Consider the following 25890-nt stretch of genomic DNA (forward strand, 5'->3'; position numbering starts at 1 on the left):
TTAGCCCTTTAGAAGCCACATGACATATGTCATGAAAATTATGTGCAAAGTGCAGTAATACTCCTGACATATGGCTCTACCAGCGCCGATGCGGAATGGGCAGAATTATGCCTATGACAACGACACCAGCAATCGACGTAACAGACCTCGTTAGAACCTACGGCGACTACACCGCAGTCAAGGGCCTGAATTTCCATGTACAGCGCGGTGAAGTATTTGGTCTGCTCGGCACCAACGGCGCTGGTAAAACCTCCACCCTGGAAGTCATCGAAGGACTCTCCGCACCCAGCTCCGGCACCGTGCGCATCTCCGGGCTTGACCCCGTTGCCGACCGCGCGATCCTGCGCCCCGAGCTCGGCATCATGCTGCAATCAGGCGGCCTGCCGTCGCAGCTCACCGTCGCCGAAACCATGGACATGTGGCACGGCACCTGCACGTATCCGCGCGCCATTAAAGATGTGCTTGCCGACGTCGACCTCCTCCACCGCGAAAACGTCAAGGTCGGCGCCCTTTCCGGAGGCGAACAACGACGCCTTGATCTGGCCTGCGCGCTGCTTGGTGATCCGTCGATCCTCTTCCTCGACGAACCCACCACCGGCCTCGACCCAGAATCTAGGCGCCACACCTGGCAACTCCTGCTGGATCTGAAACAGCGCGGCGTCACCATGATGCTGACCACCCACTACCTGGAGGAAGCCGAATTCCTCTGCGACCGGATTGCCATCATGAACGCCGGTGAGATCGCAGTGGAAGGCACCTTGGATGAACTGGTGGCCCGCGAGAAGTCGATCATCAGCTTTGTGCTTCGCGGAGTGCAGGTGGAGTTGCCACGCCTAGGTGGCGCAGAAATCATCCGCGACAACAACCACGTCCGCATCGCCACCACCACCCTGCAGCAGCACACCCTAGAAATACTTACCTGGGCTGCAGAAACAGGAATCGCACTGGAGAACTTCGCTGCCAAGCCAGCCACCTTGGAATCCGTATTCATGGACATCGCCTCACTCGAGAACACCTCGCTGCAAACCGCCTAGAATCTTTAAGGAGCCCACAATGACCACGTCACACACCGCCCGCGGCCTGCAACATGCAACCCCGGAGCGCCGCAAGACTTCATTTTTCAAAACCTCTCTGTTTAAGGCCGAATGGCTCCAGTTCCGCAGAAATAAAACCCTGTTGTTCATGGCCACCGTCTTCCCAGTCGGAATCCCTTTGTTGCTCTTTCTCATCGGAAATGGTGGGGCAGCAGAGTCCGCGAACTCCTTCGACTACTTCGTCATGTACACCCTGCTATTTGTGCAGTTTTACACGGTGCTGTCCATGGCAACCACCCGCCGCGATGAACGTGTGCTGAAAAGGCTGCGCACGGGAGAAGCCCGCGACATCGATATCATCGGTGCCATCTGTTTCCCCGGCGCGCTCCTCACACTGATCTTCACCGTGGTGATCATTCCATTGCTCATGGTTTTGGGAGCTCCCGCGCCCATCAACCTTGTGCCCATTGTGTTTGCCGTACTGATCGGACTACTTCTTTGTAGTGCTCTTGCCTTGATGACCAGCGGTTTCACCCGAAACGCCGAAGCTGCACAGATGACCTCCATGCCCGTGTTCATGCTTGCGATGGGTGGACTTGGATCAATCCGCTTCGTATTCGGCGACAGCATTGTGGCTGATATCCTGGCCTACACCCCATTCGCCGCGATCAGTGACCTTGTCCAAATCGGCTGGGCTGGCGCGACCTTCGCCGACAGCGTTGGTGGAGTAGAGGCAGCAAACTTCGCTGGAATTTTCCAAGACATGCTCATGCCACTTGGAATTCTGGCAGCGTGGACAGCTGCAGCGGTGTGGGCGGCGAACCGCTACATGCGCTGGGACTCGTACCGCTAAGCCTGCAGCCGACGGGATTAAGGCAGCTAACATTGAGACACGATGAATAAAGATTTCTGGACCGCAGGCTGGACCGCCCGCTGGTTTTCGCGCGGGGTTTCCCTTTTGGCCAGCCCAGTTACCGCCCCACTGAACTCTTGGCGGAGATTGCCTAACTTGGCCAAGTACACCCTCTACACCAGGGTGTCGTTGCAAGCGATCCCCGTGGTGTTGCTGTCGGCGTATTTCCTGGGCATCGTAGCTAATGCAGGCACCCTGAATCCCTCATTTGTGTGGCTGCTGGGTTTCTCGGTCATCCTTTTAATAGTGACGGTGCTGGTTTATGAATATCAACCGTCCCTGAATTCTCATCCCAGGCGCAGCGTACAGCCGTTCTTCTTCACCGGGTTGGTGCTCAACGTTTTAGGCGTTGTGGTGTCTGTGGTGCTTCAACTCCCAGCCCTTAATAGCTCTGAAAGTACCCGAGCAACTGCCCTTATTTTCACTCTTACCTGCGTATTTCTGCTTTCGATCGCCTACATTCCGTGGATGAATTACCGATGGGTTTGGCTGATCGCAATGTCTGCAGTGTTGTGGTGGACCAGCACAACGACTGATTATTTAAGTGCATTGTGGGTGGTTATCCCGCCACTCATGGCAGGAACCGTCCGACTTTCCGTATGGACCGTCGATGTCATGAAAGAGGTTGAGCGTTCCCGCGAATTGGAAGCCTCCCTCCGCGTCACCGAAGAACGCCTTCGTTTCGCCCAGGAACTCCACGACACTTTAGGACAACACCTGGCGGCAATGTCCGTGAAATCAGAACTGGCGCTTGCCCTGGCGAAACGCGGCGACGACCGCCTCGAAAACGAGCTGCGTGAGCTCCAAAAACTCACCCGCACCTCCATGTCGGAAATGCGCGACGTCGTCTCCGGCTACCGCACCGTCAACCTCGCCACGGAAATCGAGGGCGCTAAAAGTTTGCTTGCCGACGCCCACATCCACCTTTCCGTCATCGGCACCACGTCCCAGGTGTCACCCGCTCACCGAGAACTGTGCGCGTGGCTTGTCCGGGAAGCCACCACAAACATTCTGCGCCACTCTGATGCAACGGATGTCACCCTCACGTTGAGCAGCACAGAAGTGCGCATGGACAACAATGGTGTGAACAAGGACATCGGCAGACTCTCTGGTCTCAGCGCCCTGCGCACACGAGCGGAATCAGCCGGAATGACGCTCATTGTGTCCCGCGAAGACGACCAGTTCAGCGTCCGCATGCTCATTAATGCACCTGCAAATACACCTGCAGATACACCTGCAGAAAAGGAAGCTTAAATGATTTCCATTTCCATCGCCGATGACGAAGCCCTGATCGCAAGCTCCCTGGCAACCTTGCTCAGCTTGGAACCCGATTTAGACGTCCGACCTACCGCAGGATCCGGTGAAGAACTCATTGAAACGTGGGCGGATCCAAGCAACCGAACCGATGTATGCGTCCTTGACCTTCAACTCGGAGGCATCGACGGCATCGACACCGCCACCCGGCTCATGGAAACCACCCCAGATTTGGCCGTGCTCATCGTGACCAGCCACGCCAGGCCCCGACAACTCAAACGCGCGCTTGCAGCAGGTGTTTTAGGATTCTTGCCCAAAACATCCACCGCAGATGAATTCGCCACCGCAATCCGCACCGTTCACGCTGGACGACGCTACATCGACCCCGAACTAGCCGCCATGACGATCAGCGCCGGTGAATCCCCATTAACCAACCGTGAAGAAGAAGTCCTCGAACTAGCAGGCCAAGGACTAAGCGCCGAAGAAATTGCGGTGGCAGCGCACCTCGCGCCGGGAACCACCCGCAACTATTTATCCCAAGCTATGACAAAAGTAGGCGCGCAGAATCGCTTTGAAGCGTTCACGCGCGCCAGGGAATTGGGCTGGTTGTAGCTTGTGGCTTAACTCCTATTAAAGCTGGAGCTAGAAGGAGAGAACTGCCAGAACTGTGGAGCCTACGAAAGCTGGTACGAAAGTCTCACGTGGGAGACCAGTCATGTTTACCCAGTTGTTGGTGCTCCACTCAAACCAGTGGTTAACGATAGATACGATGTCCATGAACCAAACTTCCTTTGTGTGAGGTGTATTCAGAGGGCCAGCCCCAAAATACGTTGACCAGTAGTGCTTCACATCACACTATAAAACAGTTAGAAGCACCTAAACAGTTTTTCCGATAACTGTTGTCATTTTGTGACCGCCTGGCTTTGTAGTTTTCCCTCCGGTGTCCAAGATGAATATGACATGATGAATGGCGTGGTACAGCCTCAGGAACATCTCGATGCAACGTTGATTGCTGCAGACTTCCACGGCAACCCCGAAAACTCTGGTGACCGCAAAGAGCGCCTGAATTTTCAAGGTTGGAAGTATGCCTTTAATCGCACGGTCAGGGATGTTTTTCCAGATGGCCTGCTCGATTTGGCGGCCTTGTTGACGTTCTTTTCCATTCTGTCGATCGCCCCTGCAGTGCTGCTGGGCTATTCGGCGATCACGATTTTTCTGGCCAGTGACTCCACCGAAATCCTCAACCTTGTCCGCGATGAGGTAAATCAGTACGTTCCGGAAGATCAATCCCATGTTGTCAACGGCGTGATTGATTCGATCGCAGGCTCGGCAGCCGCAGGTCAGGTCGGTGTCGCGGTCGGTGTGATCACGGCATTGTGGACATCTTCGGCATATGTGCGCGCTTTTTCCAGATGTGCCAACGCTGTTTATGGCCGAAGCGAAGGCCGCACATTGATCAAACGCTGGGCAATGCTGCTTTTCCTCAACCTTGCGTTGCTGCTTGGAATCATCATCATTTTGGTCTCCTGGGTGCTCAACGAGACCTTGGTGATGGGAATTTTCGCCCCCATCGCGGAACCACTTCATCTCACGAATGTGCTCAGCTTCCTCACAGACCGGTTCATGCCGATCTGGATCTGGGTGCGGTTCCCAGTGATTGTGGGGGTGCTCATCATGTTCGTGGCCACGCTGTATTACTGGGCCCCGAACGCCCGCCCGTGGAAGTTTCGCTGGCTCAGCCTCGGATCATTCTTGGCGATCGTTGGCATCCTGCTCGCAGGCGTGGGCTTGAATTTCTACTTCACGCTGTTCGCCGCTTTTAGTTCCTACGGCGCGGTGGGTTCGCTGCTCGCGGTTTTTATTGCGCTGTGGGTGTTCAACATTTGCTTAATCATCGGCCTGAAAATCGACGTGGAGATCAGCCGCGCCAAGCAACTGCAGGCAGGAATGCCGGCGGAGGATTACAGTTTAGTGCCGCCCCGCTCTATCGAGAAGGTGGCGAAAATGAAGCAGCGCCAGCAGCGCTTGATAGATCAGGCTGCGGCGATCCGGGAGGAAAGCAATTAAAAAATTGCTTATCGACGTCCCCCTCCACACACTTTTGCCCCTTTAAATACTTACACCTTTCCTATAGTGTGAAAGCTATCACAGTAATAGGGAAGGATTAACCATGAAGACTCGTCATCGGACCCTCTTTGCGTGTGTCGCGGCGGTTTCATTAGTGGCATCTCCCGGTCTTGCACCTACTGCTAACGCGCAGGATCGAGCACCAACTTCGACCGAAATCGCTGTCAACTCCACATATGGACTGCTTGATAACCCCATCACGGCACCGATTGGATTGTTTATTCTGCTGTCGTCCATGACCTGGCACTTCCTCATTTGGTGTCCCATTGGTCAGAGTTCAGGATTCATTGATCCGTACTCAGGAGAGTGTACGTTCTAGCCTTTGTTGTTCTTATCAAACAATTGTTTTAAGTCAGTGTTACCTAAGTTAGGCTGTTGGGAATTGAACTGACACATAGACAGGGTTTTGATGAGAACAACACACACCGCTTCAAGCATTCTGCGAAGAATGATCAGGCGGCAGCGGGGCAAGGTTGCGTTTGGCGCATTCTTTTTGGGGATGTGGCAGCTGTCGGAAGCGTTGGTGCCGATTGCGATTGGTTTGATCGTTGATCATGCGGTTCTCACAAAAGATCTCCGCCGATTAGTGGTCGGGCTTGTCGCTTTTGTTGTGCTGTTTGTGGTGTTGAGTTTTTCTTATCGTTTCGGTTCGCGCGCGTTGAATAGGGCCGTGAACTTTGAATCCCATGCGCTCCGCGTAGAGGTAGCCGATCATGCGTTGAAGAATCTGGATCCGCGCAATTTGGTGCCTGGCGAGGTGATGTCGCGGTCCACCGCAGATGCGGATTCTTCGACGCGTATTTTCGGGCAGATCGGAACGGGGGTTTCGGCTGCGACGGGATTTTTGGGTGCCGCGACCTACCTGTTGATCAGTGACTGGCTGGTCGGGTTGTTGGTGCTTGTGCTGGTACCGATCATTTCGGGAGTGGTTGCACTGGCTAGCAAGGGCATTTCTAAAAGGAGTGTCACCCAGCAGGAGAAGTTGGCGGAGTCTGGTGCGCAGGCAAGTGACATCATGATGGGGCTGCGCGTGATCAAGGCGATCGGTGGCGAGCGTTGGGCCGTGAAGACTTTTGAAAAGGCGTCGCAGGCATCAGCGAGAGCGGCGGTTGATACTGCAGTTGCTTCGGGCAAAGTCGCTGGTATTGGTGAGTTGTCCATTGCGGTGAATTTGGCTGCGGTGTTGTTGCTTGCTGGTTGGCGGGTCACCACGGGGGAGTTGGGGCCTGGCCAGTTGATCGCAATTGTGGGTGTTGCGGTGTATTTGTCAGAGCCGATTCGCCTGCTGAGCAACTCGATTAATGCCTCAGCTATTGCGCACGGTGCAGCTAAGCGGGTGGCTAATTTCTTAAACCTCGACGAATCTCAGGCACAGTACGAAAGCAGCGAAACAATCAATGACGGCGAATTCCTCGTCATCGTGCCCCCAGCCAGCACGCTTCCACACGGCGACAATATCTTGGCTACACCTCATGCTGCCGACATTTTCGAAGGCACCTTGCGGTCGAATATTTCCATGAATCATGAGGACAACGTGCCAATTGATCCGCAGGTAATTCGCGCTTCTGGTCTGACTGACATCATTGAGGTGGACGGACTTGATGCGCCGGTGCGCGATACGGGAAGCAATTTATCGGGTGGGCAGCGTCAGCGAGTGGCTTTGGCCAGGGCGTTGCATGCAGACGCGGAAGTACTGGTGCTGATGGATCCAACCAGCGCGGTGGATTCGGTGACGGAGGTGTCTATCGCGCAGGGGATTAAGCAGCTGCGAGCAGGCAAAACCACCATTGTGGTGAGTTCTTCGCCCGCGTTTTACAACTTGGCGGATCGGGTGATTTCACATGTCTAATTTGATGGCATCATCGACACCGAAACAGGCGTTCAACGCTGCTTTCACGCAACTGAAACCGCACCGGATCAAGTTATTTGGGGTTGTTCTTTGTGGCGTGTTGGTGGCCGTGGCGGGGTTGGTAGGGCCCTGGGCGGTGGGTGGACTCGTCGATAAGCTCCTTGCAACCCCGAGCATGCGCGACGTTGTAGTGTTCGCGCTGCTTATCGTGGCTGGCGGCGTTGTTTCGAGCCTGGGCACGTGGTGGGGCAGCGCGCTGATGGCGCGCGCGTTGGAGCCGGCGATCGCGGGGCTGCGCGAGGATGTGTTGCGCGCGGCGGTGAGTTTGGATGCGAACACGATTGAAACGGCGGGGCGCGGCGACGTGATTTCGCGTATCGCGGATGATTCGCGGGAGGTGTCCACTGCGGCGAGCACCGTGGTGCCGCTGATGGTGCAGGCGGGCTTTACCGTGGTGATTTCCGCGTGTGGCATGGCGGCGGTTGATTGGCGCCTCGGCCTTGTCGGTTTGGTCGCGATCCCGCTGTATTGGACCACGTTGCGCGTCTATTTACCCCGCTCAGGTCCACTTTATACGCGTGAGCGCGAGGCCTTTGGGGTGCGCACGCAGCGGCTTGTCGGCGCAGTCGAAGGCGCGGAAACCTTGCGCGCTTTCCGCGCAGAAGATACAGAATTAAAGCGTATCGACGCAGCCTCCGGCGAAGCCCGCGACATTTCCATTTCTGTTTTCAGGTTCCTCACCTGGGCATTTTCCCGCAACAACCGCGCGGAATGCATCACCCTCGTGCTCATCTTGGGCACCGGCTTTTACCTGGTCAACATCAATCTGGTCACCGTCGGCGCAGTCTCAACCGCCGCACTGATCTTCCATCGGCTCTTCGGTCCAATCGGCACGCTCGTGGGCATGTTCTCCGACATCCAATCCGCCAGCGCATCGCTGATCCGCATGGTGGGCGTCATTAACGCCGCATCGAACCAGGTCAGCGGCACCTCGCCGGCGTCTGCCAGCACCGCTTTAACGCTTTTCGACGTCTCCCACCACTATCACACTGCACCCGTCATCAAGAATGCATCCGTGCAGCTGGAACCAGGGGAGCACATCGCCATTGTGGGTGCGACCGGCGCTGGTAAAAGCACGCTCGCCCTCATTGCGGCAGGCCTGCTCACCCCAACTTCCGGGCAGGTGGCTCTCGGCGGATTGAGTTTTTCTAACGTCGAACCGGAAGCATTGCGCCAGAAGATCGCGATGGTCAGCCAAGAAATCCACTGCTTCCGAGGATCTGTTTTAGATAATCTTCGTATCGCACGCCCCGAAGCCACCGATGCCGAAGTCCACGCAGTACTTGTCGAAATCGGTGATGCCTGGTTGGAGCGCTTACCGCAAGGCATACACACCATCGTTGGTGATGGCGCTTTCCGGTTAACCTCTGTGGAAAACCAGATCATGGCACTTGTTCGCGTACATTTGGCCGACCCAGCAATCGTGATCCTTGATGAAGCAACGGCTGAATCAGGCTCTGATCATGCAAAACAGCTTGAAGATGCAGCCCTTAAAGTCACTGAAAACAGATCAGCCATCATCGTGGCTCACCGCCTCGACCAAGCGAAAACCGCCGATCGCATCATCGTCATGGACTCCGGAGAAATCATAGAATCTGGAACCCATGAAGAGCTTCGAGCGATCGGCGGCCGATATGAACAACTGTGGACTGCGTGGTCTGCGCGCTAATTAGCCACCCAAGACCACGCCTTCTCTACGTGGATCGGCGCCACCGACAATGGTGTCGCCGTTTTTCACCAACGCCGATAGGCCACTGGATTGCTCGCCCACATTAACTTCGTGGCCTTTGCTTTCCAGTTCAGATACAAGCTCTGCTGAATCATTGGCGATCAGCGGATGCTCGCTTCCCAGTCCAGTCTTAGGCTGGTTCATCGCACCAAAGTTGGGCGCAGACACTGCCTGCTGTGGATCCATATCCCAGTCGATGATGTTGACCAGGGTTTTCACCACATACTGAATAATCAAGGATCCGCCAGGGGAGCCCAGCACCATATTCAGATCCGTGATTTCACCATCGCCACTGGCGTTGAACACTAGCATTGGCGACATGGAAGACCGTGGGCGCTTTGCTGACTCGACACGATTGGCCACGGGCTCGCCGTCCTCATCAAGTGGTTCAGCGGAGAAATCTGTCAGCTGATTATTCAAAATGAAACCACGGGTGAAGTGGAAGGAACCGAAAGCAGCTTCCACACTGGTGGTCAACGATGCTGCGTTGCCATAGGAATCGATGATGGAAATATGGCTGGTGCCACTTTCCGGCAGGGCAGCCATGACTGGTTCCTGGCTCAGACCAGCAGTTGCCTGACCCATTGAATGCTCTGGATCAATAAGTTCTGAGCGTTTACCCGTGTAGACATCGCTGATCAACTCTTCGACACCACCTGCTGGAACTTCCACGAAAGCAGGATCACCGATGTAAGCATCGCGATCAGCATAAGCCAGGCGCTCGGCCTCTGAAATCAGGTGAACAGCTTCCGCATTTGGCAATCCGCCATCCAAACCAACCTCAGTGGGTGGGTATTGGTCGAGATCAAAGTTGTTCAAGATACCCAGGGTTTCCATCACTGTGACGCCACCCGATGATGACGGTGGCATGCCACAAACAATCTTGTCGCGGTAGGGAGCACACAAAGCTTCACGAGTTTCCGGAGTGTAGGCAGCCAAATCTGCCGTGCTCATCAGTGATGGTGTGAAACCGTCAACCTCACGGGTGGCGCGTTCCACGATGTCTGCTGCAATCTCACCCGTGTAGAACGCATCGGGGCCACCTTCAGAGATGAGACGAATCGTTTCTGCATAGTCAGGGTTTTGTAAAAGTGTGCCGGGTGCCTTCGCATCACCGTTTTCATCAAGGAAATATGCGGCAGCTTCCGGATCGTGGGAGAGATCCTCAGCGGAGTTAGCAATTGATGCTGACATGCGAGGGCTGATGGAAAAACCATCAGTTGCGAGCTGCTGCGGAGTTGTCAGCACGTCCTGCCAGGAGGTCTTTCCGAATGAATCATGCAGCTGTCCAAGGGCTGCCACGATTCCTGGCACACCAATTGACCTGCCGGAACGTCGGGCATCAGGAACAGGTGTCGTTTGATCCTCTGCAGAAACATGAATGAGATAGTTTTCATCAGCAGCAACTGGCGCTGTTTCACGGCCATCAATGGCTGTCACCGCATTGGCTTCGGCGTCGTAGTACAGAATGTATCCGCCACCACCAAGGCCAGACGACTGCGGTTCCGTCAGTCCCAAAACAAACTGCGCGGTGACAAGAGCATCAGCGGCAGTGCCGCCTTCTCTTAACACCGCGCAGGCTGCTTCAGAAGCGATGGGGTTTGCAGTTGCCACCGCATAACCTTGGGTTTGAACAGGGGTCATGCCCTCGCGGTAGCCGGTACCGATTTCCGGGGCAACAGAAATATCTTCACCTGTGTGAGTGCCTTCTACTTCCTCTTCAGCAGAAGCGTCGGCGGGAAGTTCACAAGGTGCAAGTGGGGGAGACGCTGCTTGGGTTGAGGAGTTTTCAGTATCCGTGGAGCTTGCGGAGGTGTCTTCACCGCTGGAACACGAAGAGATGGTCAGGGTTAAGGCTGCGACAGTGAACGCAGCTACCGATTTAAGGAATGTGCTTTGGGTCACTTCCATCTCTCGAGCCTATCAAGGAACTTTTATGTGGGGAGATATTTCCTGAAAGAAAATTTAATTGGTAGAAACCCATGATTGGGGACTTGCATTTGTTTCGTTGTTCACCTAAGGTTAAATCTAGGTGAACAAAAAGAGTTCTCAAGGTGAACTCAAGCGATCGGTGGAACATCCACTAACGGGGTTACCAAAAATCCTTCGCGGACACTCCCGAAGGAGCACTTCTTGCGAGAAGGAAAGGAAGAAGCACTGTGAAGAGCATTCATCAGGAAATTAGCCGTATCGAGCGTAGCCACGATTATCTGTGGAGCGTCCGAGAAGACCTGCATGCACGATTCGACAACCAACTGAAGGCACACTTTGTAGACAGTGTCCTGGATAGCATTGCAGAAGGATATGAAGGCCGAATCAACCGATTCCGCAAAATCTTCATTGAAATGAAAGCGGTTGAAGAGCTGCGCACCATCGCCGCTACCCGCCCGAGCCACCTCTTGGCTGCATAAGACACTTAAAAGTTAAATAAAACACCCCGCTACCTTATTAATTGGTAGCGGGGTGTTTTTAACTATTCCTATTTATTCGCAGGCAATTCCGTCGCCCTCGCGATCAAGCTTGGAACTATATCCAGGTGATCCCGCATAAAGGGGAGCTGCACCCGCCGCACGAACTGCCGCGCAGTTGGCGTAATACGTTTGAGCTGGTGCAACCGCCGGTGCAGGTTCCGGGATGGCCGCAAACTGCTGTGGCGTATTTACCTGAGGCTCTGAATGTTCCTCCACGGCCGCTGGTTCCACAATTTCTTGGGCAATATCTTCCGCGGAGGTAGTTTCCGTCACTGTCGAGGTGATCGTGCTGGCTTTAGCTGTGGTTGTCACCGTGGCTGTTACAGTTTCGGTAACTGTTGGTGCAGGGGCTTCGGGTTCTGCAGCGGCCGAACCGCACGCAGTAATAAGTCCCATGGAAATAATGAGCGAGGAGCCGATAAGGGCCATTCGTTTCATGCGGCCTGAACTGCCTTTGGTGGAATGTGGAGGGGTGGGGAGAGTCATGACGCCTCGAGCTGGTAGAGAATTCGATATGTTCAAGTGTGCTATCACTCGGTTCGCGTGGCTGAAGATTTCTGTGTCTGTCGTCTCTAGCTACATACCCTAATCGGGGGCTTTCAAAAACCACGACGATTCCACGACATCTCAAGCCGTTTTAAACAAAAAATCCCCAACTCGCTGAAAGAATCAGCAGGTCAGGGAATGAAAAAGCTTCCCCACCAGGACTCGAACCTAGAGCGTTATTGTTCTGAACAGGCAAAACGTTGATAAAACCTTAGTTTTGGCTCATTTTTGGCTCGAGTCTAAAATCTTCGGAGCAGAAAGCTATTTAGATAATCGCCTGTAGGCAGAGTTAATTCTCTTTAGACACATCATGATTATCAAAACGAGGTGGGTGACAGCGATAACGAGAAATACGCTGAGCCATACCGGTGCACCAGTTTCCTCATCGGTAAGCCAAATTGAGACTATCCCGAGGAAAGTAGTTGCCAAGCCGATTAGAACCGCATAACTCACATTGGCGAAAAGTTGGTCAAGAAGCTTTAAGAGACGGTCCTTATCACTTGTCCGAGGATCATTTCCTGCAGTGATCCTTAATTGAAAAACAAACACGACAAGTGCGAAAAGCAATGCAGCAAAGACCGCGATACCACCTAGGAATGACCCTACATCTTTGGCTTGAAATTCACGCCACCATGAGTACCCACCGAAGATAATTGGAATGCCATACGAGGTTGCATAATCACTGATCATCACCTTATTAGTTTGGGCATCGCGAAGTGTATCTAAGTGAGACTTTATGACCGGTATGGGACTAAGTTTATTCGTCATCCGGTTTCACCGTCCTCACATCTAATTGATCTTGGCTCCAGTCTCCGTGAGCCATTTTCTCATTCCATTCTATGCCCATCATGGGGAAATATTCGGCTGCTTCGTCGATACATCGACCACGGATTAGCGGTTGAGTAAGGGCATCTTCGCCGTGATCTGTGAGAAGAATACTTGCGACCGGCTGATTTTCATGGTGAAGTTCAAAACTCTTGCGTCTGCCATCTTTGGCGAAAGTGACAATCGTTTTTCCTGTTTCAGTGCCTTTTGAGAGCCCGATCAACTGTCCTGGTTTGATATTGCGCCCCATCAATTGATCATAAATTTTCCTCGGCAGCGCCTTTTGATCACTGGATGGTCGAATGTTATATGAGAAGGTTGCTTGTGAAAGTGCCGGAATATCAAAGTCGGCTTCATCTGAAGATGGCTTTGTCACCTCGACTTGAATCTCCATTAGTTCTGCGGCATCGAGCCAAGCTTCAGATTCCAATACGGGAGTTGCTTTGACCATCAGCTTGGGAAAAGTGCTTTGGAATCTTTTTACGAATACTTCATGAAGACGTCCAACTCCGCACCGGCCATTTGATCGTTCTTGAAAGAGGATTGCATATTGTTCGCCTTTAGGGACCACGAGCATTCCATGAGTGCGTACTTGAATCGAATGATCTGCACTGTATGCAAAATCGTTGAGGCCTGTATTGATGTTTACCGCAGTGCCTTCTTCTCCGTACTTTCCAGTTTCAGTTTCAATGAGGACCGTTCGACCTCTGGGGGCAGGAACATCAAGAACATTTGTCCATTGTTCTCTTTGAGAGTTGTGAAGGTGGGAATGTGTGACTTCCATAGCGAACCCATAAAAAAGCGATAGATAATCGTGCTTTTGTTCATCTTTTCCGGGAATCTCATCTAGCTTGATTAGGGTACTTACCTTCCTTCGTGGATGAACCCAAATTTTGGTTGCAGTGAGATTACGTCGTGGCACTTAGATTTCCTCGCTAACTAATTGTGAAAACAGGTAGCAAAAATCGTATTACACAATAGGCAGGATCACGCAGGAATAAACAGGACTACCCCTTTTTGTGGTCGGGGAACCTGAAGTGCGGGAAAAGGGGCTAAGTAGATCTAGCTAGACGAGACTTACTATTCTTCAACAAAGGCAAGGTCATCGATACTGCAATCAAGAGCAGCGGCAGCGAGCCGAAGAAGACCATCAAGCTGTTCAAGGTCAAGGTAAGCGAGCAGGCACTCTGCGAGTTCGCGCCGGGTGCGTGCGAGGATCCAGTCGTCGTCGTTGTCTAGGAAGATCATATTGAGGTTAGACTCCGAAACTGTCCGTTTGGTTCCCGGATAAGTGAAACTTTATTTCGTGGTGATAAAAGCACGTATTGTGCGAATTATCACCACGAAATAAAGAGGTTAGACAACGGCGAGTGCCATCGGGTCGGGTACGTCTAGGTCGTCTTGCTTTGGTGATGTTGCTTCGTCGAGGTTCATGGCGTCGATCGTCTCGGCGATATGGTCAAGGTCGCCGTCGAACAGTGACGCGTAGGTGTCTAGTGTCATGGCTGCGTTCTTGTGGCCAAGCTGTCGTTGGACGGCTTTGACGTGGGCGCCAGCGCTAACGAGTAGGCCGGCAGCGACGTGGCGGAGGCCGTGTGGTGTGATGCGTTCGGGGAGGGTGCCTTCGGCGAGTGCTTCGTTGACCATCTTTTCGAACCAGCCTCCGTGTCCAGGTGTGCGCATGGGTCCTCCTGCTCGTGGGGCGGGGAAGATGAGCGCGTTGGGGTCGTCGATTTCTGCGAGGATTGGCTCCAGGAGGTTGCAGACGAAGCGGGGGACTGCGACGGAGCGGCGTTCGTGGGTTTTAGGTTCGGCGAAGATGAGGCCATGCTTTGTGGTTTTTTGAACGGCTCTGTCGATTTGGAATCGTCCGCGTACAAGGTCAACGTCACGTGGCCGAAGTGCTGCGAATTCTCCCCATCGTAGGCCGACGGTTGCGAGGATCCAGACCATGACACCTTTGGTGCCGGCTAGTTCCGCGAGGCGTCGGATTTGGGTGAAGGTGAGGAAGACTTGTGGGCTTTTAGCTTTACGGGGGAGCTTCAGGCCGCGGGCTGGGTTGTCGAGGAGGAGTCGGTCTCGTGTGGCGATGTCGAGGATTTGGGCGAGGCATGAGTGTGCCTGGCGAACGATCGATGCTGAGCGGTCGATGCCGTAGATCCATTCTTGGACGTAGCTTGGCTTGATGGTGGATATGGCGGTTGTGGCCCATCGTGGTTCGACGTGTGTGTGCCAGATTGATGTTTGGACTTCGGCGGTGCCTTCGCTGAGGTGGTTGAGTGATGCGATCCAAGTGGTGGATAGTTCGCCGATGGTGGTTTTGCCGAGTTCGGGGTTGATCCATGAGCCTTTTTGGAGGGCTGCTGAGTTGTCGATATCCCAGGTTTCGGCTTGTTTTTTGGTGAGGAAGCCGCGTTTTTGGCGGCGTGCTCCGTCTGCGTCGGTGTATTGGACCCGGTATCGGGTGCCTTTGGCTGTTTCGTAGGGCTTGATGCTGCCCATAGTTGATACACTTATCCTGTCTGATTGTCATTAGTGATGGTTGGATGGTTCCCCTCTTCACCTGTTCTGCCGCCAAGCTGTCAGGTGTGGAGGGTCTTTACTTATTCAGTAGATTCAATTGAGCTCTCTGCAGGCATCTCGCTTTCTGTTGGCACAAGTAATCCACCAATGAAGATCGCGATTACAGCTCCAGCAGCAACTACTGGCCAACGCCTAGACTGAAGTTTTGGTTGCTCCGGTGGGGTCATTCCAGCAGCTACTGTAGGGTCAGTTTCTCTCAGGAGGTTTGAGAGCTCATAGTGCTTCTTCAATGATTCGGTATGCAACTCAAGGGTCTTCTTGTCTTGTGAGTTGCAGTAAACCCACCAGGCTCCGGGACCAAGCATCGATAGAGAGATGAAGAATCCGCCTACCGTTTCCATGAGGTCCCCAGAGGTGAGCGAGCTTAAGAGACCAATGATGCCGAAGACAATTCCGACCCAAGCGAGAATTGGCTTCCACTTCGCAACGGGCTTCGGAGAGCCAGTGACCGGGACCTCAAGAGATGGAGTGTTCTGATGGGGTGAAACAAATGACTCGTTGGTGTGCTGTTGCCTTTGCCACTGTGATGGTTGATGATAGACCGGCACTTCAGCAGGCTCAGATGATGGCTCAATTGTAGGTTCTTGGATTTGTTGAGGTTCAGCGGCCTTGATAGGTGGCGAAGGTATTTCAGGATGGGAATATTGATCGATGGTTGCAGCTTTGTCCGCTTCGTTCTGCTGGATGTGTTTGGGTTCAGAAGCAACTGAAGAAACGTCATCCTCCACGATGGTCCCATCAGGCCACACCATCAAGGACCAATCAGGTTCGTCTTCACCCCACACCACCGGTAGCGGGTACCCGTCAGTAGAAAAAGGTTTCAACTCAGGCATCACAGTTTCCGAAGCCTGAAGATCCTCCTGCGTGAATTCATTCGCCCGCGCCACATTCACTGTTAGTTGACAGTCAAGATCATTCCCCGCGATTTTCCCACGTACACCAATGCCCAAGTCGCGCTCCGTAAACCGATCAAACGGTTCCGCCAGCTTCTTCGATGTCACAGCCGTCAACGATCCGACCACATGATCATCAAGCAAAACCTCGTATGCCTCAGACTTTTCAGGCTTCACTAAGGTCAATAACACACGCCCCGATCCACTCGGAGGAACATACGGCGCTAAGAAATCAAGATGATTCTCTTCACCTTGAACCTGCAATGCAGCACCATTTGGCATCAACACAAACGGTTCCGAAGGTGGGCCATTTAACGGAACCGCACTACCCGCCTTCGGCTTCGAAAAATCAAGCCGAAAACGATCCTGTGCAGGAGAACCCCATAACCTTGCCGGAGTCGTCGGAGTATATCCAGAAGAGGCAACTCGAGAGATCTCGGGAAACAAGTCGACGGAGTCACGCGTCGACATATAGCCAAGAGTAAATCCGTTCCACCGTAAGGAGATGGAAAACGGTGACTCAGGATTGTCCCGCTCGGGCACTAGCTCAGCATCGAAGTACACCCCTTCGTCCGGATCCATCGGAAGAGTGTTTACCACCTGGCGCAGGTTAGAGTAGTAAGGCTGAAGCTTTGAAGCCCTGCCTTTGATGAAGCTCTTGGAGACACCCCACAGAGGATAGTCAGGTCCAAAGATTCCCATATTTTCCAGCTTTCTAGTAGGGGCATGCTTATTAAATAACGGCCTTTTCGTGGAGACTTTTCCAAATGTCTACGAATTCCACAGTGACGTCCAGCTCTGCTGCTAACGCACCTGAATGTGATCCTACGATCCTTTCAGCGTGTTCGTACGCAGATTTGCTTATGAGTACGCCCACTGCCCATCGATCCGCTCGCACCTCTTGACGGCTATCTCTGAGGAGGTCTTCGGAGTATTCGTCCCCAAAGGCTGCATGCCCTAGCTCATGTGCGATAGCACAAATGGTCTCAGAAAAAGACATTCCTAGCCGGTAGAGGACGCGCCGGGAGCGGGGGAACCAGCCTGCAATGTCCGTAGCGTTTAGCTCGCCGGAAAGGTCGGGGAGGACTCGCACATTCAGCTCACGTGCGAGTTGATCGAGTTTAAGCTCCATCTCCGAAATCATCATCTCCCAAGCTAGGTTCAGGTTTCTTCCGCTTTGCGACATAGCGCTCTGGCTCGAATGAGTCAGCGTCTTCACCGTAGTTGTCGGTGTCGACATCGGGTGCCCCCGAGTGTTCGACGCGGTTGGGTAGGTAGCTGACGTTGGAGCTTGATTGGCGCTCGTCCGACTCCAGTGCCTTTAGTTGCAGGAGTCGTCGTTCAACCTCAGATGAAATCGTCTCGTGGGGAATTGCTCGGGGATCCGTATTCGCAGACACCTCTTTGAGCTGAGCTTCTTCTTTAGTGATGAATTCAGCTTCCACCAAGGCGTTGAGCACATTTGTGTTGTAGGCGCGAGCAAGTTTCAGAACAAAGGCAGGGTCTGCCACTGCGCCACGCTTCCATCGAGAAAAGGCGCTTTGGTCAAAGCCTGCTTTTCTTGCGGCATCTCGGTAGGTGTCTTGGCCAATTAGGTCTTGAACGAACTTCCACCATCGGGTCTCTTTCATGAAACATAACCATAGTTGCGCACGCGCAAATATGCAATAGTTAGCTACAATCCAACAATCCCTTGCGCACAAACAAACAATCATGTAACTTAAGAATTGTTCACAAACAAACAGTGCTTGTGTAGCTACAAACAGGGAGGGTTCAATGGCCGAACTGGCAACGATCCTGGTCCGAAAGGACTGGATCAAGAATGCGCTCGAGGAATCAGGAGGTCTAGCTGGACTGGCTGAGCGTATCGGATGTCAGCCCTCGACGATCAGTCGACAAGCCAGAGGGCTCGCCGAAGCAGGACCACGATTCATCGCTGCGGTGATTCGAAACCTGCCAGTCGAATTCAATGACGCGTTCGAAGTGGCAGACCGAATTGACCGAGGAACAGTCAAAGACGTTGCGGCATAACCGCGCCGGGAGGAGAAGAGGGAAATGAAGGATTTTCAGGATAGGGATGAGTCCCTCAGTGCAGACACACCAAGGGACACCATCGAAATTCCAATTGAAGAGTATGCGAGTGGGTCATATGCCCAGCGGGCATTGGTGGATCAACTACTTGAGATTGATCCTCAGCTCAAGTCCGTCAATCTGCTTCTTTAGCAACTGCATGCCAAGAGCTAATGAGCGTTGAGACGCGGCCATTGATTGCTTCGTCAGCAGAAATTCCAGAGTAGTCAAAGTCATTTAGGTTCATTCAATTCACCTCCTTATCTAGGTAGCAACCCTACTGAGGAGCATATCCGCTAAAGACATAGAGAGTTGGGAATAGAGAAATGAAAGAACAACGTATCCGCATCGTGCGGGCACCGAAGGTGAAGATGTTCGCGCCGACCTATGAAGTCGATGGTTTTGAGATCGAGTGGGACACGCGTATCCAAGCATGGGAGATGGCTACGCCGAATCCCCGCATCGGTGGCATGTACTCGTTCCGCATCGGCCGCGTGGTTAATGGCCGAATTATCATCACCGAGATGGTGGATCATCAGGAAGCATCCACAGATGAGCTATCTGTTGCAGCAGGTCTTGCGTTGGGCAAGCTTGGATTCCAAGGCGTTGACCTTGGTGAATGGGAAGATTCGTCCGCCATTCTAAAGCCTGCTCCCGATGGTGACGCCCTGGAGCCAGAGGATTCATCTGATCAAGGTGAGGCTTCTGGCGGAGCTCACACCGATGATCAGCTTTGTGAAGTCACAGTAACTGTCGTCGAGGATCCAGTGGAAGAGTATCCGCGACAGTCGTACATCCAGCGTGAGTTGTCGAACCAGGTCATGGGACTCGATCTTCCATTCCGATCTGATGCAGTAGGCCCGCTTCATAATTCAGCAGAGCGGAGGTCCCAGTGATGCTTACTCGGTTGAGGGTGAAAGGTGCACCGCTAGCGGATGTCAGGGTCGTCGAGTTCGATGAAGATAGGCTCCCCGTCATCCTCGTGGATGTCAAGGACACGATGACCGTATTCCGACTTACCGTCAAAAATGTCTTGGTACTCCAGAAACTGCTTCTTCGTAAGGCCTTGTGGGATTTCGGGATCAAAGGGATCAGCGAAGATGAAATCAACATCATGACTGTGATCGATCCACAGCTCCATCGTGCCGGGTCCTATAAGGCGAAGAGGTACACCACCTTCGCGAAGATCTCGAATGGCTTGCTTGACCCAGGGGTACGTCCAGAAGGGCAACTCGTATGTATATCCGTTGACGTCAAGGGTGAAAGTTTTTTCGGTCATATCCGAAGAGTACGACGAAACATCGTCAGGCACAGGCGTTTGAAGCAAATGCGATGCACAGGTCTAGGCGGGCCACAAATAAAAAAAGAACCTGCAGCGGACGCCTAATCCACACTGCAGGAACAAAACCTTTTGAAAAGTTTAAGGAGATTTTAGCATGACGCAGTCAGAACTTGATGAAGCCGTCGAAATCATCAAGGAAGTCCATCCCAGAACGCTTGCTCTCACGGTCAAGCAGATGGCTGAGATTTCAGGTCATCATCCTGAGACGATCCGCCGTTGGTGCGATGACGGGTCGATCAAGACCAGGCGCCGGAAGGCTCCTCGTGAAGCGTGGCGAATTCCAATCCGTGATGCAGCTCGGTTCATGGTGGACGGTCGACGCACCAGGAGGGCGGCGTAATGAATCTATTTTCTCAGTTCCTCGAAGCCCAAATGATGACCAGTGCGTTGAGCGCGGGTCTTCGTAGGTGGAAGAAGATCGCTGGATCCAAGCAGATTGTGCTTTTTGCAGTCAGTGATGCAGGCAGTTGCTTGTTGTCGAAAGATGAGGATATTCCGTCGGAGAGGTTAAGGCGTCTTGCTGAGCAGCTCTTGCAGTTTGCTGATGCCCAGGATCATAGCGAGCGAGAGGCGAGGGCGAACACCTAATGATTACGAAACCTATTCGGGAACGACTTGATCAAGAAAAGCTCATTGGCCTCATCGATGAGGGATTCACTTGGATCACCACCGCGAGAGTGGATACCCCAGCCAGGATCCTTTTCCATACCGAAACCGCCATCACAGTTGAGTACCCAGTTCGTCCAGAGCTGCCCCGCGTGATCGGGTATCCCACCATTCGAGCTGTCCACAAACCAATTGAGGAAGACCAAATCCCATGACCACACCAGCAAACATGCCTAAGAAAACCACTCCGAAAGCACCTCAACCTGAGGAACGAGTAGCGAAACCTGAACAGCCAAAAGTAACGAATTCTTCGCCTGTCAAGCAGACGATGATCAAGGTGGCCACAGCGTCGAACGGGTCACATGGCGATGTTCGGATCAACGGCAATTCTCTGCCGGCCGATTTGGTGCCGCACATCGATATTGAGATGGAAAGCGATGGCTCCGGTGTCGTATGGGTCGGCTTGATCGCAGATCGCATCACTGTTGCCTCAGCGGCCTCTTCAAGGAGGAAGCGATGACCTCTCGTCCAGGACGTCACCGACGCCAACAACCACCAACGTGGGCGGGCATTGCCCCCTTCCGATGGCATATCACCGCACTACTCATTGTTCTTATAATTCTGATCCTTGGAGGTTTACTATGACCGACCTATCACGCAACGATGTCTTGGAAGACGTCGTTGATGCTGCGACCACGATGATGGCGTTCTACGCTGCCGAACGCATCGAGAACAGAGGGGCAATCGAGTACCTCGCCACACGCATGGAAGACCTTGAAAAACGGCCACCTGAACCTCAAAGCCCTAAATCATCGGTGATCAGTGAGCTCGAATCCGCCCAGGCCACGATTCAGACGCTGCAGAAAGCGGTCAAAGATCACACCACTGCAGCTCACATCGCCGATGAGAAGCTTCGTGCATCTGAACAAGACCTTCAGAAGACGAGAGAAACTGCTGAAACCGCACAATCTCGCATGGAAACCGAGAACAGTAACCTTCTCGAGCTAGTCCAGAAGCAGAAGAAGATGATCGAGGACCTCCGGAAACCTCAAGTTGCACCTGCCCAACCAAACCCCATCGATGAGCCAGCAGTCCTCGAAGACCAACTCACCGATATCGAAGCAGAACTGCTCCGCAAGAACGAGGACCTGAAAGACCGGATCCGAAAGATCAGAACGCACCTCAGACGCGGACTCAAGAAATTCGACGAAGAACCCGACGTCACACTCCGAGCGATCGACTACTCACTCAAACTCGCAGAAAAGATCTAAACCATGAGCACCATCGCACTCCTGTACTTCCTGCTCCTGACTGTCACCGTCATCTATGGCATCTGCATCTGGCACCTCGCAGGTTGGATCACAGAATTACGCAAAGCAAACCACGCCATGGATAACGACCTCAATGACCTCGAGGAAGAAATCAGCGACCACAGACAACTCCTCAATGACCTCGAGGAAATGCGAACCAAACTGGAATCAACACCAGCACGAATCGCCGCACTCGAATCCAAAAACCGACTCCTCATCGAAGAGGAGGAAGACGATGTCCTCTACGCCTCACGACGATGAGACAGCAGCATGGCTAGCCATCGATGACGCCACACACGACTTCATCAACAAGATCGCAGCCACCTGGACCGCAATCGGCCTCAACGTCGATGAAGAGCTCCTATACCAAGAGCTCTCGAGTGTCATCACGCAAACCCACAAACGAATCCTCAAACACCGCGAAACAGAACTCGCACGCCTCAAACGAAGATCAAAACGCTAAGAAAGGAAACCAATGGCCGGAACACACTTCTGTAAATTCTGCGGAGAACCAATCTTCTGGATCCACACCGAAGCCGGCCGACTCATCCCACTCGACCCAGGATCAGACACCAAACGCGGCACCTTCGCACTCAGAGTCACCCACCGACCAGACGGCACCGCGCGCCGGGTGGCAGTCGGCCTGACAATCCATGAGCGTGTGGAGGCCATCGCCGACGGTGAGCTGCTTTTCTTGGCACACCAGGCGGTGTGTAGCGGTACTCGCTCTGTTGGTGGAGGTGCCCCGATACCTGCGGGTGTGAAGTCAAAGATGAAGCAAATCATTGATGAAGCAAAGAAGTCGCGATGAGTAACCCCATAACTGCCGAGGATGCAGACCGGCTGTGGAGCCAGCTTCCAGACAAGCGGAAGATCCAATTGGCTGAATGGATCATCCGTAAACCGGAGAAAGCGCCTGCATCTAACCAACTATTTCTCATTGAGGACCTAAAGAAAGGACAAGGAAGATGACCTCACCAGAGCACACCGTGAGCACTGAACAAGAATCAACCATTGTCGTGTACGCATGGTCATGGCTTGCGGCGTTAAAAGCAGCGATCCAGTTCACTGACAAGGATCACCCCACGATCAGAGTAAATCTTGATACTGATTCTGAGCAGGTGATTGTCTCGGCGTTGGTACCAAATCATGCACTTGCGATTGAAGTCCCAGTTCAGTGGATAGACGTGCCACCAGAAAATTATCCTCGTGACCGGGGTTTTGAGTTGACAAAGAAACAAGTTGAAGATGTCCTGCAAGTGTTTAAAACGAAGTCGTATGCAGGTGTTGAACTGGAGGATCAACCGATGTATTCGGTGCATCTCAGCGCTGAAAAAGTGCGATACTCCCGTGCTGACGAACTAGATGTTAAGGGGCTCTCTCCACTGGAGCAATTCCGAAATACGACTGATGAGCTACCAGATAATGTGGCTGACGTAGTTGATCCATCGGCATCATTTCCACTAGATGCAATGGCGCAGGTATCCGTTGATCAAATCAATCGGATCGTAAAAGTAGCCAGCATCTTGAAAGCGGACATCTCTCTTCAAGCCATGGAGATTGAGAGCGATACCCAGCAAGCCAAAACCTCAATTCTTTGCGGCCCTGCGACCTCTATGGCACGAATCCCGAAGCCAGTAGAGCCACACAATGCTGAGCAATCAGAGGCACCGAGTTTCGATGATGAGGATCATGGCGCCGATTATGATGAGCCACTCTTCGATATGCCTTCCGAGGAAGAACCAGAAGCTACAGATGTCGACGTGAATGAAGAAATTCCGAGTCTTCGCATCGTGGGAGCAGATCCCACCTCTGCAACGTAGGTAGCGGTATGCAGTTCAATGGGTTGTGCGCTCAACCCGGCTTTGAGGCCGCAGCTGATTCTCCGTCCTTGTGGGAGTCACGTCGACCGCGTGAATCAGCTGAAGCGATGGCTAACCGGCACAGGAAAGCTCGCGTGGCATGTCAACGCTGTCCATTGATTCGTGAGTGTGAGCGCATGCTGTCTGACCACGAAATACAGGGAATCCCGATCGATGGAGTAGTTGCCGCGAGATACTCCGATGTCGGATATAAGGCACAACCTCGAAGAGAGCTTCAATCAGTCTGCATGGGGTGTGGAGAGAGTCTTCTTCCCCAAAAAATGGTTCACGACAATCGTGAAGATAAAAGACGGAAGCCGCATGTAGGGGAGGGGCTGTGCAGAGATTGTTACCCCATCTTTGCGAGGTTTTCCCCGGACTTAAAGAAAACAAATTGAGTAGGAGAAGTCATGAATATTTCAGAGTGCTCAGCGTTTTCACGGATTTGCGATTGGATCTCCGGAGACGTGGAGAGTGTCCCGGAAAAGGACATCAAATACTTGGCGCTACGCGTCGCGAAAACCTTGATGGTGACGCCGAAGTTGCCAGCTGATCTTGCCTCATTGCAGATCGTGAGCGTGGATTCCGTAGAGGATGAAACACACCGTGCGGTTGCAGAGGAATATCTCAAAGGGATTGACCTGAGCGCAGTGCTGCAAATTTCTGACCGTCTGGGACTGGACTTCAGCGAAGACGACGCCGAAAAGATGTCGAAAGAGTTCGAAAGCGTCAACCTTCGGAGCTATCGATGAACGAGGGACGCATCAAATTTGCGGACCTTGGATACGCGATAGGCCAAGCTCTAGACGATCTTCTTGAAGCTCTCCAACCGTTAGTTGAGGAGTGGAATCGAGCAGTCCGGCAGCTTCAAGAGGCGCTTTCTGAGTTCGCCGAACTCATAGAAGAAAATCGGAACTCCTCCAAAACAGCTGAATATGTGGAGCTCATGCAGCTTGGCAAAACCCACAAAACGATCCGAGTAAACACAAAGCCCCACCACCTCAAGGCCTTGTATCGAAGGAGAACACCATGAACCTGCCCCAAAGCACCAACACACCCGAGCTAAGCCCTGGAGATGTAGAGAGCACATGAAATCTGCATCACCGCCATCACGCTCCCCACCTCTCCACCAACTATTAACCCCTGAAGGAATCCAATGCACCCACAGCTTGTTAGCCAGCCCCGGTCCGGGAGTGATGTCTAATGGCATGGGTCAAATGGTCCGACAGAGCAAACAGTCACCCGTCGTTTATGAAACTCACGGAGATTGCCGCCGATGCAGGAGACCCACGTCTCCAAATCGAGGTCAAAGGAGCACTATTCGCACTCGCACAATGGAGTGCACAAACCGAAAGCGATTACATCGTCCCTTGGGGAGCAGCAATCCGCGAGCTCGGCATGGAACGCGCCCGACCACTCATTGACATCATGATCAACATCGGAGTCCTCACAGACATCACCGAAGACGAATCAAAAGTCTACAAGCTCATAGATGATGAAGAAGGCCTCTTCCACATCATCAAACGCAACAAGAAAATCATGGACGCAAAGCGGAAACGTGACCGAAACAACGGCTCACTAATCGTCCCCGTCCTCTTACGCGATGGAGCAGAATGCCGATACACCGGCGAGCAAATCAACTTCCGAGACACCAAGAACGACAACGGAGGAACCTACGACCATCGAGAACCCGATGAGCCAACAACCCCCGACAACTACGTCGTAGCATCACGCGGCGCCAACAGCGCCCGAGCATTTGCCGACGATTCAGAATCAGATCTACCACTGATGGAGCCACCCGAGAACCCAATCTATGACGACTGGATCCTCGACAAGCTAAAACGCTGGCCAACCATCACAGCCCGAACAGCTAAACAAATGGGAATCCCGAATCCATTAACAGATTCGGTTGAGGCCCATCCGGCCCCTGCCGCCAGCAGGGCAACGGCCCCTAAATCACCGTCCACCCCGCCTTCAGGGACAACTGGCCGCCAGCCAGAGAGTTCCCCGCAGTTCCCTTCGGATTCCCACAAAGTCGAGTCCACGGACTCCCTAAAGGTCGAGTCCACAGGTCGAGCAGCGCAAGAGGCACAACCGCGCCGGGCAGCCAGCTCGGCGACCTCTTCTATATCCACTGCTACTCACCAGCACCAGGAACTATCTGGCCACCAGCCAGAGCGAGATCCGCAGCCTCCATCACGATCGCACGTGCGCGATCAGGAGTCCGCAAATGTGCAGGATCTTCACCCCGCACGGAAACGCCGTCGTCGTGTTCGCCGCCGATAAATGGGCTACTTGTAGACCTGCTCGACAGAACTGAGCCAAAGTAGCCTATTTTTCCAGCTTGAACCGATGTTGCAGGTGGAACAGTTGTACTGAATTTTCAGTGACCTGTTCCACTCGTTTTGAGATTTAA

The 25890-nt window shown here is 53.1% G+C and carries 34 protein-coding genes; 23 read left to right on the plus strand and 11 right to left on the minus strand.

Annotated elements, in window-relative coordinates; all coding sequences use genetic code 11:
- Positions 1–113 precede the first annotated feature (113 nt).
- The 4 genes from KW808_RS05130 to KW808_RS05145 are packed head-to-tail and all read left to right on the plus strand — an operon-like array spanning position 114 to position 3813.
- A complete protein-coding gene (locus KW808_RS05130) occupies positions 114–1034 on the plus strand; it encodes an ABC transporter ATP-binding protein (RefSeq protein WP_003860068.1) in 921 nt (306 codons plus the stop codon).
- A 19-nt stretch (positions 1035–1053) separates the two neighbouring features.
- A complete protein-coding gene (locus KW808_RS05135; RefSeq protein WP_003860070.1) occupies positions 1054–1887 on the plus strand; it encodes an ABC transporter permease in 834 nt (277 codons plus the stop codon).
- A gap of 42 nt (positions 1888–1929) precedes the next feature.
- Positions 1930–3201, plus strand: coding sequence for a sensor histidine kinase (locus tag KW808_RS05140; protein WP_003860072.1), 1272 nt, complete (start codon positions 1930–1932; stop codon positions 3199–3201).
- Positions 3202–3813 carry a response regulator transcription factor gene (locus tag KW808_RS05145; RefSeq protein ID WP_003860075.1) on the plus strand — a complete coding sequence of 204 codons (612 nt, stop codon included), beginning with the start codon at positions 3202–3204 and terminating at the stop codon, positions 3811–3813. It abuts the gene before it with no gap.
- A 30-nt stretch (positions 3814–3843) separates the two neighbouring features.
- Here the strand turns inward: KW808_RS05145 and KW808_RS05150 are convergent, their stop codons facing one another.
- A complete protein-coding gene (locus KW808_RS05150; RefSeq protein WP_003856716.1) occupies positions 3844–3978 on the minus strand; it encodes a hypothetical protein in 135 nt (44 codons plus the stop codon).
- A gap of 183 nt (positions 3979–4161) precedes the next feature.
- Here KW808_RS05150 and KW808_RS05155 point away from each other — a divergent pair, with 183 nt between their 5' ends.
- The 4 genes from KW808_RS05155 to KW808_RS05170 all read left to right on the plus strand — a co-directional run bounded on the left by KW808_RS05155 (position 4162) and on the right by KW808_RS05170 (position 8906).
- The gene (locus tag KW808_RS05155; protein WP_003860078.1) at positions 4162–5268 is read left to right on the plus strand and encodes a YihY/virulence factor BrkB family protein; all 1107 of its coding nucleotides are present in this window, start codon (positions 4162–4164) and stop codon (positions 5266–5268) included.
- Positions 5269–5371: 103 nt separating this feature from the next.
- Positions 5372–5647 (plus strand): hypothetical protein, encoded by a 276-nt coding sequence (locus tag KW808_RS05160; protein ID WP_003856720.1) that lies wholly within the window; start codon positions 5372–5374, stop codon positions 5645–5647.
- A 129-nt stretch (positions 5648–5776) separates the two neighbouring features.
- Positions 5777–7177, plus strand: a complete 1401-nt coding sequence (locus tag KW808_RS05165; protein ID WP_003860080.1) for an ABC transporter transmembrane domain-containing protein — start codon at positions 5777–5779, stop codon at positions 7175–7177.
- Positions 7170–8906, plus strand: a complete 1737-nt coding sequence (locus KW808_RS05170) for an ABC transporter ATP-binding protein (RefSeq protein ID WP_003860081.1) — start codon at positions 7170–7172, stop codon at positions 8904–8906. The genes KW808_RS05165 and KW808_RS05170 overlap by 8 nt, the downstream gene beginning before the upstream one ends.
- On the opposite strand, the gene ggt is transcribed toward KW808_RS05170, so the two are convergent.
- A complete protein-coding gene (gene ggt, locus KW808_RS05175; RefSeq protein ID WP_003860083.1) occupies positions 8907–10877 on the minus strand; it encodes a gamma-glutamyltransferase in 1971 nt (656 codons plus the stop codon).
- A 248-nt stretch (positions 10878–11125) separates the two neighbouring features.
- Here ggt and KW808_RS05180 point away from each other — a divergent pair, with 248 nt between their 5' ends.
- Complete coding sequence (locus tag KW808_RS05180) at positions 11126–11377, plus strand: hypothetical protein (RefSeq protein WP_003860084.1); 252 nt, start codon at positions 11126–11128, stop codon at positions 11375–11377.
- A gap of 72 nt (positions 11378–11449) precedes the next feature.
- On the opposite strand, the gene KW808_RS05185 is transcribed toward KW808_RS05180, so the two are convergent.
- The 8 genes from KW808_RS05185 to KW808_RS05220 form a co-directional block, all read right to left on the minus strand.
- The gene (locus tag KW808_RS05185; RefSeq protein ID WP_003860086.1) at positions 11450–11923 is read right to left on the minus strand and encodes an excalibur calcium-binding domain-containing protein; all 474 of its coding nucleotides are present in this window, start codon (positions 11921–11923) and stop codon (positions 11450–11452) included.
- Positions 11924–12244: 321 nt separating this feature from the next.
- Positions 12245–12751, minus strand: coding sequence for a hypothetical protein (locus KW808_RS05190; protein WP_003860088.1), 507 nt, complete (start codon positions 12749–12751; stop codon positions 12245–12247).
- A complete protein-coding gene (locus KW808_RS05195) occupies positions 12741–13730 on the minus strand; it encodes a hypothetical protein (RefSeq protein ID WP_144290619.1) in 990 nt (329 codons plus the stop codon). Before KW808_RS05195 ends, KW808_RS05190 begins: the two co-directional genes overlap by 11 nt.
- A 158-nt stretch (positions 13731–13888) precedes the next feature.
- Positions 13889–14056: a hypothetical protein gene (locus KW808_RS05200; protein ID WP_003860094.1), complete on the minus strand. Its 168-nt coding sequence runs from the start codon at positions 14054–14056 to the stop codon at positions 13889–13891.
- 108 nt (positions 14057–14164) lie between these two features.
- Complete coding sequence (locus KW808_RS05205) at positions 14165–15310, minus strand: site-specific integrase (protein ID WP_003860097.1); 1146 nt, start codon at positions 15308–15310, stop codon at positions 14165–14167.
- A gap of 101 nt (positions 15311–15411) precedes the next feature.
- Positions 15412–16986: a hypothetical protein gene (locus KW808_RS05210; protein WP_003860098.1), complete on the minus strand. Its 1575-nt coding sequence runs from the start codon at positions 16984–16986 to the stop codon at positions 15412–15414.
- Positions 16987–17017: 31 nt separating this feature from the next.
- Positions 17018–17416, minus strand: a complete 399-nt coding sequence (locus tag KW808_RS05215; protein WP_003860100.1) for an ImmA/IrrE family metallo-endopeptidase — start codon at positions 17414–17416, stop codon at positions 17018–17020.
- Positions 17406–17915, minus strand: a complete 510-nt coding sequence (locus KW808_RS05220; RefSeq protein WP_003860102.1) for a helix-turn-helix domain-containing protein — start codon at positions 17913–17915, stop codon at positions 17406–17408. Before KW808_RS05220 ends, KW808_RS05215 begins: the two co-directional genes overlap by 11 nt.
- Before the next feature lie 145 nt (positions 17916–18060).
- Here KW808_RS05220 and KW808_RS05225 point away from each other — a divergent pair, with 145 nt between their 5' ends.
- From KW808_RS05225 to KW808_RS05235, 3 genes are all read left to right on the plus strand, one after another.
- Positions 18061–18315: a hypothetical protein gene (locus KW808_RS05225; RefSeq protein WP_003860104.1), complete on the plus strand. Its 255-nt coding sequence runs from the start codon at positions 18061–18063 to the stop codon at positions 18313–18315.
- Positions 18316–18339: 24 nt separating this feature from the next.
- Positions 18340–18507: a hypothetical protein gene (locus KW808_RS05230; protein WP_003860106.1), complete on the plus strand. Its 168-nt coding sequence runs from the start codon at positions 18340–18342 to the stop codon at positions 18505–18507.
- A 173-nt stretch (positions 18508–18680) separates the two neighbouring features.
- Entirely contained in the window at positions 18681–19250 is a 570-nt protein-coding gene (locus KW808_RS05235) for a hypothetical protein (protein WP_003860109.1), read from the plus strand.
- Positions 19251–19282: 32 nt separating this feature from the next.
- On the opposite strand, the gene KW808_RS05240 is transcribed toward KW808_RS05235, so the two are convergent.
- Positions 19283–19633 (minus strand): hypothetical protein, encoded by a 351-nt coding sequence (locus KW808_RS05240; RefSeq protein WP_074495795.1) that lies wholly within the window; start codon positions 19631–19633, stop codon positions 19283–19285.
- 157 nt (positions 19634–19790) lie between these two features.
- Here KW808_RS05240 and KW808_RS05245 point away from each other — a divergent pair, with 157 nt between their 5' ends.
- The 11 genes from KW808_RS05245 (at position 19791) to KW808_RS05295 (ending at position 25760) form a co-directional block, all read left to right on the plus strand.
- On the plus strand, positions 19791–20036 hold the full coding sequence (locus tag KW808_RS05245; RefSeq protein WP_003860112.1) for a helix-turn-helix domain-containing protein: 246 nt from the start codon (positions 19791–19793) through the stop codon (positions 20034–20036).
- A complete protein-coding gene (locus KW808_RS05250; RefSeq protein WP_003860113.1) occupies positions 20036–20284 on the plus strand; it encodes a hypothetical protein in 249 nt (82 codons plus the stop codon). The genes KW808_RS05245 and KW808_RS05250 overlap by 1 nt, the downstream gene beginning before the upstream one ends.
- Positions 20284–20517 (plus strand): hypothetical protein, encoded by a 234-nt coding sequence (locus KW808_RS05255; RefSeq protein WP_003860114.1) that lies wholly within the window; start codon positions 20284–20286, stop codon positions 20515–20517. Before KW808_RS05250 ends, KW808_RS05255 begins: the two co-directional genes overlap by 1 nt.
- Positions 20514–20822 (plus strand): hypothetical protein, encoded by a 309-nt coding sequence (locus KW808_RS05260; RefSeq protein ID WP_003860115.1) that lies wholly within the window; start codon positions 20514–20516, stop codon positions 20820–20822. Before KW808_RS05255 ends, KW808_RS05260 begins: the two co-directional genes overlap by 4 nt.
- A gap of 121 nt (positions 20823–20943) precedes the next feature.
- Positions 20944–21573 (plus strand): hypothetical protein, encoded by a 630-nt coding sequence (locus KW808_RS05265; RefSeq protein WP_003860116.1) that lies wholly within the window; start codon positions 20944–20946, stop codon positions 21571–21573.
- 3 nt (positions 21574–21576) lie between these two features.
- On the plus strand, positions 21577–21873 hold the full coding sequence (locus KW808_RS05270; RefSeq protein ID WP_003860117.1) for a hypothetical protein: 297 nt from the start codon (positions 21577–21579) through the stop codon (positions 21871–21873).
- Positions 21848–22075 (plus strand): hypothetical protein, encoded by a 228-nt coding sequence (locus KW808_RS05275; RefSeq protein WP_003860118.1) that lies wholly within the window; start codon positions 21848–21850, stop codon positions 22073–22075. Before KW808_RS05270 ends, KW808_RS05275 begins: the two co-directional genes overlap by 26 nt.
- Positions 22076–22087: 12 nt before the next feature.
- Positions 22088–22423, plus strand: a complete 336-nt coding sequence (locus KW808_RS05280) for a hypothetical protein (protein WP_003860119.1) — start codon at positions 22088–22090, stop codon at positions 22421–22423.
- 157 nt (positions 22424–22580) lie between these two features.
- Positions 22581–23435, plus strand: coding sequence for a hypothetical protein (locus KW808_RS05285; protein WP_003860121.1), 855 nt, complete (start codon positions 22581–22583; stop codon positions 23433–23435).
- A gap of 449 nt (positions 23436–23884) precedes the next feature.
- A complete protein-coding gene (locus tag KW808_RS05290) occupies positions 23885–24226 on the plus strand; it encodes a hypothetical protein (RefSeq protein ID WP_003860125.1) in 342 nt (113 codons plus the stop codon).
- A gap of 499 nt (positions 24227–24725) precedes the next feature.
- Positions 24726–25760 (plus strand): hypothetical protein, encoded by a 1035-nt coding sequence (locus KW808_RS05295; protein ID WP_003860128.1) that lies wholly within the window; start codon positions 24726–24728, stop codon positions 25758–25760.
- Positions 25761–25890 lie beyond the last annotated feature (130 nt).

The sequence above is a fragment of the [Brevibacterium] flavum genome (assembly GCF_019317305.1).
Taxonomy (GTDB): domain Bacteria; phylum Actinomycetota; class Actinomycetes; order Mycobacteriales; family Mycobacteriaceae; genus Corynebacterium; species Corynebacterium glutamicum.